This is a genomic window from Mycobacterium sp. NGS67, from assembly GCF_059812185.1.
On the sequence record NZ_JCALCF010000054.1, the window covers coordinates 1 to 16,054 of the forward strand.

The window sequence follows — 16,054 nt, forward strand, 5'->3', positions numbered from 1 at the left end:
TTATCAGGCGTTAAATCGTCAAATATCTTCTGCCATACGTGTTTATCTGCATGTTTGTAACGGTATACATGTATCCTATTAGGTATGTCGAGTCGAGAAATCGCAGGAAAATTGCGGCGTGGCGCGACGACACATGTGGGATGGCGGGGTAAAAATTTAACCCGTGAAGCTACACGAAGATCCTCAAGCCTTGGTCGAGGAGCTGGCCAGGCAACACCACTCGGTCCTGGCCGAAATTCACGGCGACATCGCGGCGAGGTTGGCCGAGGTTCCGGATCGGTTTGTCGATCAGGGCGCCGATCCGCGTGCCATCACCGTATCGTGCACTCTGCTGGAAACGTTGCTGTATTCGCGGTGGCGTCGACAGCAGCAGAATTCCTCTTTGAAGGCGGTGAAGGGCAACGGGTTCGGGATTCTCCTCTTGGACGGGAAGGGGATGCGGATTGCGGTGCGCAAGCACCCTCGCCGATGGGACGGCACGCTGTTGGGGACGGTGCCGTATGTGCCTGGTGGCGAGCAGTACAGTTTCGAGGACGTGCTGGGGCATGCGATCGGCGGCGAGGACGGGATCGCCGAACCGCAGGGCTACCACCCGTATGTGTTGTGGTGGCCGGGCAGGCAGGGTTTGGGTGGCGCGGTGCTGGCGGCGGGGATTCTGACCAAGCATCTGCAGGTGCTGTACGCCAAGACGCCGTTGCCGGCTCCGGCGATGGAGCAACGTACGGTCTCGGCGATGTTGCCGGGTGTCCGCAAGACCGCAGTCGAGCAGGTACGGCGTCGTCGCGACGAAGATTTCGCTGGTATCGACGGGGTGGACCAGGATCAGGAAGAGGCTGCACCGCCGCAATCGTCGTAGCCCTCGGGCACAGTGTTGGGCGCATGAGGGGTCGGGTGTCAGGTGATGTTGAATCGAGCACGCGATGATTGAGGTATTTGGTACGCGGGTCCGGCAGGCCCGTTTGTTGCGGCGGATGACCGCGGTGTCAGTGGTCGAGGCGATGGGGTGGAGCAATGCCCGTCAGACGAAGATCGAGAAAGCGCCGACCATCTGTTTGTTGCCCCAGGACGTCGATCGGCTGGCCGGCTTATTCCGTTTTCCGGTAGCGTTTTTCAGCACTGAGCCGCAGTCACGGGTGGCTGCCAAGGAGTTGTTGTTTCGGGCGCCGAAATCGATGACGATGGGCGAGCAGGAGTTCTTGGCGACGTTCGCCTCGCTGGCCGGGGATTTTCTGGCCGACTTGGACAGTGTGTCGAAGTTGCCGCCGGTACGGATCCCGACAATTGTCGATGACGGTCCGCGCAGGGTGTCGATCGTGGCGGCCGCGGCGCGGCTGCGTGAGGCGATGGGTGTGGAACCCGTTGAGCCGCTTGATGACTTAATTTATGAAGCGGAGCGGTTGGGTGCGCCGGTGATCGTGCGGCGGCGGGTGGCCGGCGAGTGGGAAAGTGAGTTCGCGGCAACTCCGGGCCGGTCCCGCGATGAGAGGCATTTGGGGTATTCCAGTTGGGTTGGTCGTCACCGTGATCGGCCGCTTGTGGTGCTGCGGGAATCGGAGTCGTGGGAACGAACCAGGTTCACGGTGAGCCACGAGTTGGGTCATTTGATGCTGCACAGCCGCGCCTATTGTTCGGTCAGTTCCGGCGAGGAGCAGGAAGCCAACAGGTTCGCGACCGAGTTGTTGGCGCCGGCGTCGGCGATTGCCGAGGAGTTGCCGCGAGCGATGTCGCTGTTGAACCTCAAACCGATCAAAGACAAGTGGGGACTCTCACTGGGGTCGCTGATCATGCATCTTCGGGGTTCCGGGTTGATTGATGCTGAGCGGGCGAAAATGCTTACCACACAGCTTTATTCGCGGATTAACCCGAATACCGGTCACACCTGGGGGATGACGGAGCCGGGCTGGGATGAGCGGGAACTGGAACGGCCTCGGCTGCTGCGCAAGTGGGTGGAACGCTGTTATGGATCGGCGTCGGTGCCGATGTTGTCGGCCCGCGAGTCGATGATTTACCCGCCGGATCTGCTGGACTGGTTTCTGGCCACCCAGCGCGGGGCCCCGGCGGACCGGCAGCCGGTCGCGGCGGCGATGGGGTCTACTCGGGTCGACCGTGGCCTTGGCGAACCGCGGCAGGTGATCCGGATGGATGATTTCCGGCGGGGCAGAACCCCGTGACCGGGGCGCGGAGTCACTGACGGTGGCGGCGGTGCAGCTGCTGCGGTTCCCGGACCGGGCGCAGACCTATTCGGTGGTCGGTGCGAATCTGTTGCCGATTGTTCCGGCGCGGGAGTATCTGCGGTTCTTGGTCGATGGTGGCGCCTCGCCCAACACCGTCCGCAACTATGCCTACGGGCTTGCAGCCTGGTGGACGCTGCTCGAACACACCGGGGCTGCGTGGGATGACTTCCCCACCAGCCTGTTCGGTCAGTTCCTGGCCTACCTGCGCACCGGGGACCTACCCGGAACATCGCGGATCGGGGAGGCCCGGAAAGGGATGGCCGAGTCCTCGCTGCAGCCGCGGGGGACAGCGGTGTTGTCGATGTATCGGTACTTCGCCCAGGCCCACGACCTCGACCGCCCCTATCGCCGGCTGTTCTCCACCCAGGCGCGGGCGTCTCGACACCGGTATGCGTCGTTTCTGACCGGGGTCGGCCCGCACCGCACCCAGGATGCCCCGATTTATCGGCGGCGCACACCCAACCGCGCCGAAACCCCGGTACTGCTGCCCGGCCAGGTCACCGCGATCCTGGATGCCTGCAGTATCCAGACCCCGTCAGGGCAGTGGTCGGGCAGTGCGGCCGGATTGCGAGACCGGTTGTTCTTCGCGGTACTGGCCGAGACCGGCATGCGGATGGGTGAGGCACTATTGCTGCGCCACAACGATTTTCATATCAGCGGCGGCGATACTCCGTCGGTTCTGATCGCTGACCGTGATGATCATCCGCACGGTGTCCGGGCCAAGTCCGGTGCCCGACGGATCTACATCGGTGATGATCTGGTCGCTCTCTACAGCGAGTATGTGTGGCAGCTGATCGGCGCCGGCGCTGATGTCGCGGTGGCGGACCTGAACACCCATTTCGTGTTCGTCAACCTCGCCCGCGGCGAGAAGTATGCCGCAATTCGCCCTGAAACCGTTTACGACAAAGTCGATTCCATCACCAAAAGCCAGTCTGAGGTGTTGCCGGCGGACTGGACACCGCACTGGCTGCGCCACACCCACGCGACCGCCCTGTTGCTGGCCGGGGTGGGCGAGCACGTGGTGATGCGCCGACTGGGCCACGCCGACGTGCAGACCACCTTGTCGACCTACGGCTGGGTCACCGCCGACGCTGAGATGCGCACGGTGGCCGAGTGGAAGAACTACGTCGCCGGATGGAAGGTGAGCCATGACCGGTGAGCACCACCGCGCACCGGTAGACCCGGGAGATAGCGCGTGGACGCAGCAGTGGGCGCTGGTGCCTGAGCAGTGGCGCACCCTGACCTACCGCATCGACAGACCGCCGGCGAACACCGTCTTCCTACTCAACCAGCGCTACGCCAACAAAGCTGCCGGCCACGACTTCACCCCGGCGCAGGTGCCGCAACGGTTCTGCCAGGAGATGGCTTGGTGGGTATGGACCTGCGGCCACGACGGAGTCCGCAAAATCGAGCCGTCGCTGCTGAAGTGGTGCAGCCGCGCCCTGACCGACGCCGCCGCTGAATACCGCACCGTTCATCACCGGTCGCCGGTCAGCATCGCCGACCTGGACGCCGCCACCATCGTGCGTCATGCGGTGGTGGGGTTCGAGCGCCGCAACGGCCGGCTCCCGTCAGCCGGGGCGCGGCGCTACATGAACAGCTTCATCGCGCATCTGCATCTCTACGTCTCAGTGCGCTGCACCGAGGCGCCGTGGTGGTCCCATGACATCTGGGATCTGCGGGCCGATCCCCGCATACCACAACGCGAACACGAACCCAGTCACGATAAAACCGTCAAACTCTCTGCGATCCAACCTCTTTGGCTACGTGATGGAGCACGGTTCTGGCTGCGGACATCGCTGACCGGACAGCTGCTGCGCTGGTCATCGGCCGGGGAACGGGCCCGCGACATGGCGCGGCATCTGGGGCGGTTCCTGGACGGGCGCGGTATCACCGATCCGCTGCTCACCCCCGACCGCGCCGCCCTGCGGCTGCTGTTCACCGACTTCTCCGACTATCTGAAATCCCCGCAGGCCTCGGCCAAACCCGACAAACCCTTGTCGTCCTCGGCGATCGACGCGGCCCAGTCGCAAACCCAGGTGTTCTACGCCTTCATGGTCGACCACGCCGAGGAAGCCGCCGCCGCCACCGGTGATCCCCGTTGGGCCCAGCTCACCGACAGCTACACCCGGCTCTGGGGGGCCGCATTTCGGACCCGCCGTGCCCACCGCCCCCGAGACCTGACCTGGTATTCCACCGCCGAGCTACAGCAGATGCTGTGCTACCTCGACGTGTTGGCCGCCGACCGCGGCACCCCGGTGGCCATCACCCACCCCGACGCCACCATCTCCATCATCACCGGCCTCGGTGACCCTCAAGCCGCCCGGATATGGCTACTCCAAGCGCTGACCGGGCGGCGGGCATCGGAGATCCTGATGCTCGATTTCGACCCACTGGCACCGATTCCGGGCCAGGAACGGCCCACCGACACCGATGACCCCGACGCGTTCGTGGCCAAACTGCGGTATCAGCAGACCAAGGTCGACGGGGTGCTGCCCACCATCCTGGTCGAGCAGGCCATCGTCAACGTCATCGGCGAACAGCAAGCCTGGGTCCGCCGGCACTACCCCGACCTGACTCCCAAATACCTGTTCGTCGGCCTGCGCTACCAGCACCACGGGCAGCGGCCCCGCACCTACCAGTCCTACGGCGCGACCCTGGGCAACCTCGACAAGATTCACGGCCTCACCGACGCCGCCGGTCACCGGTTGCGATTCACCCAAACCCACCGGCTGCGACACACCCGGGCCACCGAACTACTCAACGACGGTGTCCCAATCCATGTCGTGCAGCGCTATCTCGGACACGCCTCCCCGGAGATGACGCTGCGCTACGCCGCCACACTGGCCGCGACCGCCGAAGCGGAGTTCTTGCGGCACAAGAAGATCGGTGCCCACGGCGCCGAGATCGCGATCAGCCCGTCCGACATCTACGACATGACCAAGTTGTCCTCGCGCACCGACCGGGTACTGCCCAACGGCGTCTGCCTGCTGCCGCCACTCAAGACATGCGACAAAGGCAACGCCTGCCTGTCGTGCGGCCACTTCGCCACCGACGCCACCCACCTCGAGGAGCTGCTCGACCAACGCGCCAAGACCCAGGCCCTGATCGAGCTGCGCCGCACCCAGTACCTCCAGCGCACCGGACGCGAGCTCACCGACGACAACGTCTGGATCCACGAAAGACGCCGCGAGATCGCCTCTCTCGATGCCATCATCGACCGGTTGCGCACCGACGCCGCGGCCAACGAGGGACACAGCATCGGCGGCGCCGGCACTGCCAATCGGCTGCCGCTGCTGCAGATCAAAACCCGCGGCAACCACGAATCGGTACTGCGCAAAGCCGATCAAGACCCCACCCCGTGAGCCCGCGCCGACCCCCGCCACCGTCGAACAAAGCTCTCGAAGGGCTGGCCAAACACCGCGCCGCCGTCGCAGCCGCCAAACGCCGCGACATCGAGAAAGCGATCCGCGCCCTTCGCAAAGCCGAAGCGCCGATCAATATCTCCACCGTGGCCGCCAAAGCCCGGGTCGTCCGCAAAACCATCTACAAACACCACGACCTCCTGGCCGTCATCGACCAATATCGCCACACCCCTAACCACCACGAGCCATCCGCTACCGGCCGTGAAACCACCATCATCACTGCTCTACGCCGCCAGCTAGCCACCCAAGACGACGAAATCAAGAAACTTAGAGCCACAGTGGCACAACAAAAAACGACGATCGAACTGCTCTATGGGCAACTCGACTCTCATACCTGAGCCTCAGCCCCCGGATCGGCCCACGTGTCAAACCGCACCGCACTCCCAACTGTGGCTTCTCGATTGATCTGGCGGTGCAGAAATGGTTGACCTGGCTTCCGCCAGGTGGGGACGCGGTCGTCATTGGAAACAATTCTCAAGAATGGTGGCGGATTGATGGGGGCTGGGCGCTCAGGGACCAAAGCCGCGGCCCGCCATAAGTTGTGTCTAGCGCCCCAGCACGGCAACAAGCGGCCGTATTCCTCCGACACCATCGCTCCCGGAGATAGCCGCTCGAACCGCGTTGGCGGTTCGACAGGTTCTGCAGGCGAAATATTTGCCCGCCATTACTACACCGAACGGTCGCTACCAGCGCAGATCCGCGCGCATCATGGTCACGCCCACACCAGGGCGTCCACCTGGTCGTGGGCCGCAGACCGCGTCAAGTACAGCAGTTGGGGTCGAGCACTACGCACAGTGCTTGCAGGGCTTCGGGTTTCACCCGGTGAAAGACGTTCATACCGCGCCGGTCGGAGATCACCAACCCGGCCTTGCGGAGCTGGCCCAGGTGATGACTGACCGTCGACTCGGCCAAGTCGAGCACCGCGGCCAGATCCCCGCTGGTCTCCTCACCCGGGCGGGAGCTGAACAACAGCGACATCATCTTCACCCGCACAGGATCGGCCAACGCCTTGAGCCGCATCGCTACCTGCAGGGCGTCGGCATCGCTGATCGGACCGGCGGCGACCGGGGCGCAGCACACCGGGGCGGACATGTCGATCACGGGCAGCGCTTTGGGCATGGCGTCCATCCTGCCACCATTCTTGACATATATCGAAAAGGTGGCATTCTGGCGGTGACGCGCCAGTTCGATATATGTCTCACACCTAGTTGGAGGTGGATCATGTCCCGTATTCAACTCGCCCTCAACGTCGATGATCTCGACGAGGCGATCACGTTCTACACCAAGCTCTTTGGCATCCAGACGGCCAAGGCGAAGCCCGGCTACGCCAACTTCGCGATCACCGAGCCACCGCTGAAGCTGGTGCTGCTGGAAAACCCCGGCAAGGGCGGCACCATCAACCACCTCGGCGTCGAAGTTGAATCTAGCGACAAGGTGCACGCCGAGATCGCCCGACTGAGTGGCGAAGGACTGTTCACCGACGAGGAGATCGGCACCACCTGTTGCTTTGCCAGCCAGGACAAGGTCTGGGTAACCGGGCCGGCCGGGGAGAAATGGGAGGTCTACACCGTGCTGGCCGACTCCGAAACATTCGGCACCAGCCTCCAGCTCCTGGCCGACGGCGAGGCTGAGCAGGGTGGCGTCTGCTGCGGCGGCACGGCCGCCGCAGCAGCAGAGCCTGAAGCAGTCAAGACCACGTCCTGCTGCTGACCCGATAACCTGCCGTTACAGCAAGGGCCCACCATCGCCGCGATGGTGGGCCCTCCGCGATCGACGGCCTGCTTGACGCTGGGTTCGATAAGTATCAATATCGATGGATGTCGAAATCATCGGAACCGGTCAACGCGGCGTGTTGCCCACCCGGGGCACTGCTACGCGAACCCCTCACGGCGGCTGAGGCCACCGATATGGTGGTCAAGCTCAAAGCCCTGGCCGATCCGGTGCGGCTGCAGCTGTTCTCGGCGATCGCCAGCCACGCCGGCGGCGAAGCCTGTGTCTGTGACATCTCGGTCGGGGTGGAGGTCTCCCAACCCACGGTGAGCCATCACCTCAAAGTGCTGCGCGACGCCGGACTGCTGACCTCCGAGCGCCGAGCCTCGTGGGTGTACTACGCGGTAGCGCCCGACGCCCTGGCCAGCCTGGCAGTCCTACTCGGCACCGCGGCCGGGGCGCCGGCATGACCGACACCACCACCGCACCGCCAGTTGTCGGCAAGCTCTCCAGCCTCGACCGGTTCCTACCGGTCTGGATCGGCGCAGCCATGGTCGCCGGACTGCTCCTCGGCCGCTGGATCCCCGGACTTGACACTGCACTCGAAAAGGTTCAGATCGACGGGATATCACTGACCATCGCCCTCGGCCTGCTGATCATGATGTATCCGGTACTCGCGAAAGTCCGCTACGACCGCCTTGACACCGTCACCGGCGACCGCAAACTGCTGCTCTCCTCACTGATCCTGAACTGGGTACTGGGCCCGGCGTTGATGTTCGCCTTGGCCTGGCTGCTGCTACCCGATCTGCCCGAATACCGCACCGGCCTGATCATCGTCGGTCTGGCCCGCTGCATCGCCATGGTCATCATCTGGAACGACCTCGCCTGCGGCGACCGCGAAGCCGCCGCCGTCCTCGTCGCCTTGAACTCGATCTTCCAGGTCATCATGTTCGCCGTGCTGGGCTGGTTCTACCTCTCAGTGCTACCCGGCTGGCTCAGCCTCGAACAAACCACCATCGACACCTCCCCGTGGCAGATCGCCAAATCCGTGTTCATCTTCCTCGGCATCCCACTGGCCGCTGGCTACCTCTCCCGGCGCGTCGGAGTAAAGGCCAAAGGCCGCGACTGGTACGAGTCGATATTCGTATTGCGGATCGGGCCGTGGGCGCTCTACGGGCTGTTGTTCACAATCGTGATTCTCTTTGCCCTGCAAGGAGATCAGATCACTCGCCAACCGTGGGACGTAACCCGCATCGCGCTTCCCCTATTGGCGTATTTCGCGATCATGTGGGGTGGCGGATACCTCCTCGGCACGCTGCTCGACCTTGGCTATGAGCGCACGACAACCCTGGCGTTCACCGCCGCCGGCAACAACTTCGAACTCGCCATCGCCGTCGCGATCGCGACCTACGGCGCCACCTCCGGCCAAGCCCTGGCCGGCGTCGTCGGCCCACTCATCGAAGTCCCCGTCCTGGTCGCCCTGGTCCACGTCTCCCTCGCCTTGCGTAAACGGTTCCACCACCACACCTCCCAACACCTACCCGCCACCGACTCGACGACAAGAACGGACGCCACGCCATGACCGACAGGGCCGAAGGCAAGATCAGCGACGGAAAACCCACCGTGCTATTCCTCTGCACCCACAACGCCGGCCGCTCCCAGATGGCACTCGGGTATTTCACCCACTACGCCGGTGACTACGTCGTCGCCTGGTCGGGCGGATCCGAACCCGGCAACGAGGTCAACCCCGCCGCCATCGAAGCCATGGCCGAGGTCGGGATCGACATCACCGGCGAATACCCAAAAGCCTGGACCGACGAAATTGTGCAAGCCGCCGACGTCGTCATCACCATGGGCTGCGGCGACGCCTGCCCGATCTTTCCCGGAAAGCGTTACGAGAACTGGGAACTGCCCGACCCGGCCGGCCAAGGCGTCGAAGCCGTGCGCCCAATTCGCGACCAGATCGACCGCCGCATCCACCAACTCTTGGCCGAACTGAACGTGCCGGTCAGCCGATAACCAGCGATACCCTCAAGAAACACAACAACCATCATGGCCGACACCTCAGTGCTGTCCGTCTGCGTCAGTAACACCGGAAAGTCGGTCATGGCCGCCGGACTCATGCGCTACCTCGCCGCTCCCAACATCCACATCACCTCGGCGGGCACCCACGCCAAGACCGCGGTCAACGCACTCTCAGCGCAAGTGCTGGCCGAACCGTCACCAGCGACCGGTGCCTACTGGCGAGCGCCCACATCGACCCGCTCGCCGACGGCAGACCTGTCGAACGATGGAACATCGACGAACCCTCACACCGCGGCATCGACGGCATCGCCCGCATGAGACTCATCCGCGACAACATCGCTGCCCGCATAGTGGAACTCCCGAACCGGTCCCGGTTTACGGCTCGCATCATCGAAGTGAACTCAGCACTCGACGAAAGCATTTGCCCCCCCGACGAGCTTAGAGCCGGAAGTCCCCCATGCTCTCTTCGTCGGTTAGCTCATCGGCGTCGAGCAATGCCAGGTGCTGCTGCTGGAACCACTTGTTGAGCAGAAGGCGCAACGGCACCAGCATCGCGATGAATAAGGGGAACAAGATCCCTGCCGGGCTGCTTTTGAGGATCCACAACACCACCAGGCAGAGAAGCTGGACCAAGGTGAAGAGGTGGATGACCTTCCAGGGAACATGACGAACGTAGTGGGTGTCGGGGTACAGGTTGCGGTCGGTCAACCACAGTTTCAACCGCGCATAGAAGTCCGTCCCGTTGAGAGTGGCAAAACCCATGAACAGGAACAACCCGAAAAGTACCTCAATCGGAATTTTCTTGATCAGCGGCAACATGAAAAGCGAGGCCGCGATCAGGATATGAATGGCGAGCGGGGAGACCCGATTTTCTCGGACAGCCAGGATGCGCTCGGCGCCGGAATCGTCGCCTTGGCGTGTGGTGGTCGCCAAACTCTTGACGTGGTTGAGAGAATGGACGGTGGCCGCCACAATCCACGGCAAACCGAACACCGAGCATACCGCGGTGATGACTCCGACGACAGCCAAGTCCAGGTGATAGCCGCCGCCTTTTCGCAGGGCATGCGACGGGCTGTTGACCAGACGAGTTGTAATATTCTGGTCGAGAAACAGCAGGACGGTGACCAGGATAGCCGGCCCGAGGCAGGCGACGATCAGCCAGATGGGCACCGAGAACATGTCGACGAGCCAGGACCGGCCGGTGGTGGTGCCGAAATGGTCGGGAATGGCCACGTCGGCGACCTTGACCTCCGGCAACGTTAAAGCAAATATTGTCATCAGCGCTATGGCGATGGTGGGCCCGAAATCTGCCACGAATTCACGGAACCTGCGCTGGACATACCTGGTCTGCAGGAAAGTTTTGAAGGTGCGGGCCAAGAGGAATGTTCCCAGTGCCAGGACCACGGTCATCAGGGCGGTCGCGTCGTTGCGCGGTGAGGCGGTGAAGGGCGACAACACGGAGCGCGCCGCTTCGAAGATGAAGATGACGGCGATGAGGACGGCGAAGATCTCGTCGACGAAGCGGGTGAAAAACTTCATGAGCGCGCTGGCGTCGGTCACGACGAGGACGAGCATAAGAATGCCTGACCAGACTCCTACCCAGGCGTAGACCGGCAAAAAGGGCAGGTCGAAACGCTGGCACATCGTGTATAGCAGGCCGGTGAAGATGACGATGGGGCCGGTGCCGCCCAGCAGCGTCAGGGGTTGGGCGGACAGAAAGGCGAACAGGATTCCGCCGATGGCGGTGGCCACAATCATTTCGACGATGCCGATTTCACCGTGGGTCATGACACTGGTGAGGCCACCGAAGGCAATTGCATTCGCAAGGCAGGCGAAGAAGAGAAAACTCACCGATGCTAAGACTTTCGAATGTAGTCCGTCCTTGAAATCGCCGACATAGGCAGGCCGCTTTCGCTGCACATCCGCCCGAAGACCACCGCCCAATCGGCCCGTATAGGTCAGGAGGCCGACTTCGTGCGCTTTTGGCGTGTCCGACACGTTGCCCCATTCGTTTGACACGTATTAACCTTTCGAAACAATGAGGTAGCTCTCAGGCAACCGATCCGGACGCGAGGCCCGGTCATGCATCGGTTGCCCTCGAAGCGGATCAACCCAACAACGCAGAGCCGCCAGGGGAAGAAGCATATGAGATCGAACTGCCTTATTGTCCACAAGATAATTCACGCCCCTACACTTGCATCGATACTGGCAATAGCAACGCATCTCGTTGAGTTTTAACAGTCTTAGACGGTCAATTTTCTTGTTGGATCACACCATTCCGGAGGCTTGGCAAAGCTTTGACGAAAGAGGTGAGTGGCGGGGTTGCGGATCGTATGATCTCGGCACCGCATAATTCATGCCAAATCGCCCAGTACGCAGACTGGACTATGGAGCCTTTGGAGAATATCCAATAGTCGTTCACCGTTTTATTGGATTCGATCGGTAATATTTTGCAGGACGATATTCGCGATCTGGCCTGCTGGTTCAATGCCTAACGCCCCGACCGATATCAACACCGCCTTCTTCTCGCGGTACAGATGGTTCCATCCCCGGGAACTGATCCTGAGGGTGGAAGGGTCCGGGTTGTCGAGGGTGAAGTCGTAATTAGGGTCGCGCAAGCCGAGACAGGACTGAAGCGACAGTTGAAGCTGATGGAGCACACCGCGGGAAGTGCTTGCATCGGGGTAGATCGCTACGGCCTGACTGACTGTCACCTTCAGGGCGGGCCCGCCGGGTTTGATGTCATCGGTTGTTCCGTGATAGCCCGCACTGCGGAACTCAGTCCAACTGCTGCCGAAAGTGAGATCGCTGGTCCCCACTGCCCGGCAGGCGCTCGGGGCGTTGAGGTCTCCCGACGGCGGGTGACGTAAGTCCGCATGCGAATGCGCGGTGAGTTCCTCGTAGTTGGCGATGCGCCGCACCTCATCGACGCTGACGATCAACGCATCAACGGTGGGACCCCCCGTAACATTGGGCTCGGCTACCGTGCTGCTGGGCGAACAAGCGGTGATCACGACCACGACACACCCAACAATGACGGGCAGCCGGCCGCCAGCCACAGCAGCGCGTACCCCAGGCGGTAGCCAATTCCGCCAGCTAGCTTGACATTTCAACTTCTTCGAAGTCGACTCGACGATCCGCGATCTCTCAAACCACGGTTCGCCAACGCGGATCGCCCGCTTGTTCCTACACAAGTTATCGTCCGGCAAAAGGAACACGCTCCAGTCGATTGCATAAGCAATTGATCCCCGGCAACAGAACTGCTACCGGCGAGCCGACCAGACTTCCCGGCGCACCTTTGCTAGCAGCCTACCAATAACGCCGCCCCGCCTCGCGATATCACCGTCGACACGAACCGCAGCCCAGCCACGCCTAGCCGCACTCGAAGCGGTTGACCCCAATCCCATACGAAGCAATCATGACCACACCGGCCAGTCAGGCCGCGTGCCCGAAACTGTCATCTATCGGTGCACAGACCCCGGTCTCGCGTAGCACACGTGTGTTTGACGGCAACTTCTTCCCCGTAGCCCGCGACACCGCGATTGGCTCAAAGAGGGAGAATTATGACGAATCTGCCTGGTGCAACGCTATTTTCATCGAGTGGATTCAGAAGATCAAGGCAGCAGTAAACTCCTGCGCAGTCATGAAGGTACTTTGCTAGCTGGGCGTGAACTGACTCAGCTCATAGATGCCGAGACTTCCCTCGATGTCGGCGACCTTGTCGACGATGCCTTCAAAGCCCGTCGGGCCGAACCGCCTATGTTCCTCGTCTTCGAAGGTCTCTGCAAGGTCGCCGAATTCTTTGGCAGGCATCAATTCTCGTAGAGCAGGGAAAATGACGGTATCTTCGCGTGCTTCGTGGGGCTCATACATCCGGATGAACAACGACATGTCTCGTGTGAGAGCGGCTCGCGCCGGCTCGACCCGAATGCCTGCGCTGGTAGCGGCCAAGATTCGGTCGGTGATGGCACGACCTTTTTGGTGCTGAATACGCAAGACGCTGGTGATATCGGCAAACTTGCCGGCCTGCTCCAGCCTCGGAAAGACGTACTGTTCCTCGAGATGCTCGTGGTAGTCCTCGATGAAGCTCCGGATAATCTCCGCGCCGGCATTGAGCGCCTTGACGGGCACCTCCTCGCCAATATCGATGCGCCGCATCCCCTCTCGATAAGTCAGCAAGACGCGCTTAAGGATGCCGTGCTCGCGCATCAGATCTTCCGGCGGCGTCACCGGGGCCTCCTGCGCTGAGGGCGCCCCGCTGCCGCTGGCAACAGGCTGCGAGCGGTCGCAGCCCGACAACGCGATCCCCCCCACCGCCGACACCGAGATTCCGAACAGTTGCCGCCGCGTCGTAGCGGGCAATCGCTTAGTCACCGTCGCGCCTTTCGAGACTGGACCCCTTGGGGTCGGACGATCATCTGCCGAGCTATTGTTATCGTATTCCGATATCGTATATCGATACCCGTAAGGGGTGCGCGCGAGTGTTGAACGAGCACGAAGGAAGTGGGGTGTTGGAGCAGTTCTGCCGGTGCCGGACTGGCATCACCACTAGGGCGTCGCCGCTGACCGGAGGCGACGGTGACAAGTCCTCAGCGGTGTCGTCCGTGCCGCGGTGCCGGCCGGTGGCCGGGGTGCTGCCTGCCGCGGTGCGTCTGCATGTGTTACATGACGCGAAGATGGCACCCGTCTACGGTGCCTGGATGGCGGGCGCGCTGGCCCGGCGTGGTTACCGCGTCACGACCGCGGCTCTGCTGTCGGTGCTGTTTCAGATGGAGCGCGAGAACCTGTTGCTGGCGGATCGGCAATTCGTCGACGGTCGCCTGCGGCGGGTCCACGACATCACCGCTCATGGGATCTGGGCCCTGAAGCGACCTGAGTTCGTCGTCGCTCTTGGAGAGCTGAAGATTGACCCATGAGCCAGTTCCTACGCGGCGCAGTGCGACTGCACATCTTGCACCACGCCAACATCGAGGCAGTCCACGGCGCGTGGATGGCAGACGAGTTAGCCGGTCATGGCTACAAAATCTCTCCGGGCACGCTCTACCCGATGCTGCACCGCATGCAGCAAGACGGCCTCCTGACCTCCTACCAGCACGTGGTCGACGGTCACACGCGCCGGGCTTATGAGATCACCGATCTTGGGCGGGAGGCACTGGCCGAGGAACGCATGGCCCTGGCCGCGCTAGCCGCTGAAATTCTTGATAACCCCCGGGAGGAATCATAGATAGCGAGCAGCCCGCACTGGCACGCCGACTCGGCACCACCGACGCGGTCGTGATCGGACTGGGATCGATGATCGGCGCTGGGATCTTCGCGGCACTGGGCCCGGCAGCCCACGCCGCAGGGTCGGGTCTGCTGTTCGGGCTTGCCCTGGCAGCGCTGGTCGCTTACTGCAACGCCACCTCAACGGCGCGGCTGGCCGCCCTCTATCCAGCATCCGGAGGCGCATACCTTTACGGCCGACAACGCTTGGGCGAGTTCTGGGGGTACCTTGCCGGCTGGGGATTCGTGGTCGGCAAAACCGCGTCATGCGCCGCAATGGCACTGACCGTCGGGTCCTACGTCTGGCCAAAACAGGCCCACGGGATTGCAGCTGCCGCAGTGATCGCCTTGACCGCCGTGAACTACATCGGCGTGCAGAAATCGGCGTGGCTGACTCGCGTAATCGTCGCCGTGGTGCTCATGGTGCTCACGGCGGTGGTGGTGACGTCACTGACCGCCAACGCTGCCGACGATGCCCACTTCGCGGTATCCGGCGTTTCGCCGGGCGGGGTACTGCAAGCAGCAGGCTTGCTGTTCTTCGCATTCGCCGGATACGCCCGTATCGCCACACTCAGCGAGGAAGTCCGCGACCCGCAACGCACCATCCCCCGCGCCATCCCCATCGCCCTCAGTATCACCTTCACGATCTACGCCGTGGTAGCGGTGGCGGCGTTGTCGGTCTTGGGTCCCCAGCACCTGGCCAACGCCCGAGCCCCTCTCGCAGAAGTCGTGCAAGTGGCCGGCGCAGCCTGGCTGATTCCGATAGTGCGGGCCGGCGCAGCAGTCGCCGCGCTGGGGTCCCTGCTGGGCCTGATGTTGGGCGTTTCACGCACCACGCTGGCCATGGCACGCGACCACCGGTTGCCCCACCGACTGGCAGCGGTACACCCGAAGTATCGAGTCCCACACCGCGCCGAGCTCGCGATCGGAACCATCGTCACAATCCTGGCCGCCACCATCGACGTGCGCAGCGCCATCGGGTTCTCTTCGTTCGCCGTGTTGATCTATTACGCGATCACCAACGCCTCCGCCCTCACGCTGGGGCCCGACGAAGATCGCCCAGCCCGCGTGATCCCGATGGTCGGATTCCTAGGCTGCGCGGTCCTAGCGTTCACCCTGCCGCTCATCTCCGTCCTATCAGGAGCCGCGGTAATCGGTATCGGCATCGCCGCCTACGCACTTCACCGCACAGATAACTCCACGGCATAACCACCACCATCCGATCCACCGCGCCGAGGCGCCACTGGCGGCTAACCCGTAAGCATGTTCGACCTCGTCAAAATTTTGACCGACCGAAGCGGAGACACCCTGCAAACGCACTGTTCCCCGTTAGTCAGGCGCACGCCCAAGGTCCTAACGGGGAACAGTCACGGACACCTAAAAGCACCCCCAGATAAG

The 16,054-nt window shown here is 62.7% G+C and carries 15 protein-coding genes and 2 pseudogenes; 13 read left to right on the plus strand and 4 right to left on the minus strand.

Annotated elements, in window-relative coordinates; genetic code table 11:
* Window positions 1–163: 163 nt before the first annotated feature.
* The 5 genes from AC5Y4D_RS26530 to AC5Y4D_RS26550 all read left to right on the plus strand — a co-directional run bounded on the left by AC5Y4D_RS26530 (window position 164) and on the right by AC5Y4D_RS26550 (window position 5,997).
* Window positions 164–856, plus strand: a complete 693-nt coding sequence (locus AC5Y4D_RS26530; RefSeq protein WP_500038668.1) for a hypothetical protein — start codon at window positions 164–166, stop codon at window positions 854–856.
* A gap of 115 nt (window positions 857–971) precedes the next feature.
* A complete protein-coding gene (locus AC5Y4D_RS26535; RefSeq protein WP_500038669.1) occupies window positions 972–2,171 on the plus strand; it encodes an ImmA/IrrE family metallo-endopeptidase in 1,200 nt (399 codons plus the stop codon).
* A gap of 22 nt (window positions 2,172–2,193) precedes the next feature.
* Entirely contained in the window at window positions 2,194–3,393 is a 1,200-nt protein-coding gene (locus AC5Y4D_RS26540) for a tyrosine-type recombinase/integrase (RefSeq protein WP_500038679.1), read from the plus strand.
* The gene (locus AC5Y4D_RS26545) at window positions 3,383–5,599 is read left to right on the plus strand and encodes a tyrosine-type recombinase/integrase (RefSeq protein WP_500038670.1); all 2,217 of its coding nucleotides are present in this window, start codon (window positions 3,383–3,385) and stop codon (window positions 5,597–5,599) included. Before AC5Y4D_RS26540 ends, AC5Y4D_RS26545 begins: the two co-directional genes overlap by 11 nt.
* Window positions 5,596–5,997, plus strand: a complete 402-nt coding sequence (locus AC5Y4D_RS26550; RefSeq protein WP_500038671.1) for a DUF6262 family protein — start codon at window positions 5,596–5,598, stop codon at window positions 5,995–5,997. Before AC5Y4D_RS26545 ends, AC5Y4D_RS26550 begins: the two co-directional genes overlap by 4 nt.
* Window positions 5,998–6,418: 421 nt before the next feature.
* Here AC5Y4D_RS26550 and AC5Y4D_RS26555 read toward each other — a convergent pair whose 3' ends face one another.
* The gene (locus tag AC5Y4D_RS26555; RefSeq protein WP_500038680.1) at window positions 6,419–6,778 is read right to left on the minus strand and encodes an Rv2640c family ArsR-like transcriptional regulator; all 360 of its coding nucleotides are present in this window, start codon (window positions 6,776–6,778) and stop codon (window positions 6,419–6,421) included.
* A gap of 102 nt (window positions 6,779–6,880) precedes the next feature.
* Between AC5Y4D_RS26555 and AC5Y4D_RS26560 the strand changes: the two genes are divergently transcribed.
* The 4 genes and pseudogenes from AC5Y4D_RS26560 to AC5Y4D_RS26575 all read left to right on the plus strand — a co-directional run bounded on the left by AC5Y4D_RS26560 (window position 6,881) and on the right by AC5Y4D_RS26575 (window position 9,921).
* Entirely contained in the window at window positions 6,881–7,369 is a 489-nt protein-coding gene (locus AC5Y4D_RS26560; RefSeq protein WP_500038681.1) for an ArsI/CadI family heavy metal resistance metalloenzyme, read from the plus strand.
* A gap of 107 nt (window positions 7,370–7,476) precedes the next feature.
* Entirely contained in the window at window positions 7,477–7,839 is a 363-nt protein-coding gene (locus tag AC5Y4D_RS26565) for an ArsR/SmtB family transcription factor (RefSeq protein WP_500038672.1), read from the plus strand.
* Window positions 7,836–9,388 (plus strand): annotated as a pseudogene (gene arsB / locus AC5Y4D_RS26570) (ACR3 family arsenite efflux transporter). The gene AC5Y4D_RS26565 and the pseudogene arsB overlap by 4 nt, the downstream one beginning before the upstream one ends.
* Window positions 9,389–9,421: 33 nt before the next feature.
* Window positions 9,422–9,921 (plus strand): annotated as a pseudogene (locus AC5Y4D_RS26575) (arsenate-mycothiol transferase ArsC).
* On the opposite strand, the gene AC5Y4D_RS26580 reads toward AC5Y4D_RS26575, so the two are convergent.
* Together AC5Y4D_RS26580 and AC5Y4D_RS26585 are read right to left on the minus strand one after the other, a co-directional pair.
* Window positions 9,833–11,413 carry a sodium bicarbonate transporter family protein gene (locus tag AC5Y4D_RS26580; RefSeq protein WP_500038673.1) on the minus strand — a complete coding sequence of 527 codons (1,581 nt, stop codon included), beginning with the start codon at window positions 11,411–11,413 and terminating at the stop codon, window positions 9,833–9,835. The pseudogene AC5Y4D_RS26575 and the gene AC5Y4D_RS26580 overlap by 89 nt on opposite strands.
* A gap of 407 nt (window positions 11,414–11,820) precedes the next feature.
* Window positions 11,821–12,453 carry a sensor domain-containing protein gene (locus AC5Y4D_RS26585; protein ID WP_500038674.1) on the minus strand — a complete coding sequence of 211 codons (633 nt, stop codon included), beginning with the start codon at window positions 12,451–12,453 and terminating at the stop codon, window positions 11,821–11,823.
* A gap of 359 nt (window positions 12,454–12,812) precedes the next feature.
* Between AC5Y4D_RS26585 and AC5Y4D_RS26590 the strand changes: the two genes are divergently transcribed.
* Window positions 12,813–13,055: a hypothetical protein gene (locus AC5Y4D_RS26590; protein ID WP_500038675.1), complete on the plus strand. Its 243-nt coding sequence runs from the start codon at window positions 12,813–12,815 to the stop codon at window positions 13,053–13,055.
* Here AC5Y4D_RS26590 and AC5Y4D_RS26595 read toward each other — a convergent pair.
* Window positions 13,052–13,768: a hemerythrin domain-containing protein gene (locus AC5Y4D_RS26595; protein ID WP_500038676.1), complete on the minus strand. Its 717-nt coding sequence runs from the start codon at window positions 13,766–13,768 to the stop codon at window positions 13,052–13,054. The genes AC5Y4D_RS26590 and AC5Y4D_RS26595 overlap by 4 nt on opposite strands.
* 248 nt (window positions 13,769–14,016) lie before the next feature.
* Between AC5Y4D_RS26595 and AC5Y4D_RS26600 the strand changes: the two genes are divergently transcribed.
* From AC5Y4D_RS26600 to AC5Y4D_RS26610, 3 genes are read left to right on the plus strand one after another with little or no spacing between them, the layout of a single operon-like run.
* On the plus strand, window positions 14,017–14,310 hold the full coding sequence (locus AC5Y4D_RS26600; RefSeq protein ID WP_500038677.1) for a PadR family transcriptional regulator: 294 nt from the start codon (window positions 14,017–14,019) through the stop codon (window positions 14,308–14,310).
* Window positions 14,307–14,618 (plus strand): Rv3488 family transcriptional regulator, encoded by a 312-nt coding sequence (locus tag AC5Y4D_RS26605; protein ID WP_500038678.1) that lies wholly within the window; start codon window positions 14,307–14,309, stop codon window positions 14,616–14,618. The genes AC5Y4D_RS26600 and AC5Y4D_RS26605 overlap by 4 nt, the downstream gene beginning before the upstream one ends.
* Window positions 14,615–15,865, plus strand: coding sequence for an APC family permease (locus AC5Y4D_RS26610; protein ID WP_500038682.1), 1,251 nt, complete (start codon window positions 14,615–14,617; stop codon window positions 15,863–15,865). Before AC5Y4D_RS26605 ends, AC5Y4D_RS26610 begins: the two co-directional genes overlap by 4 nt.
* Window positions 15,866–16,054: the final 189 nt, after the last annotated feature.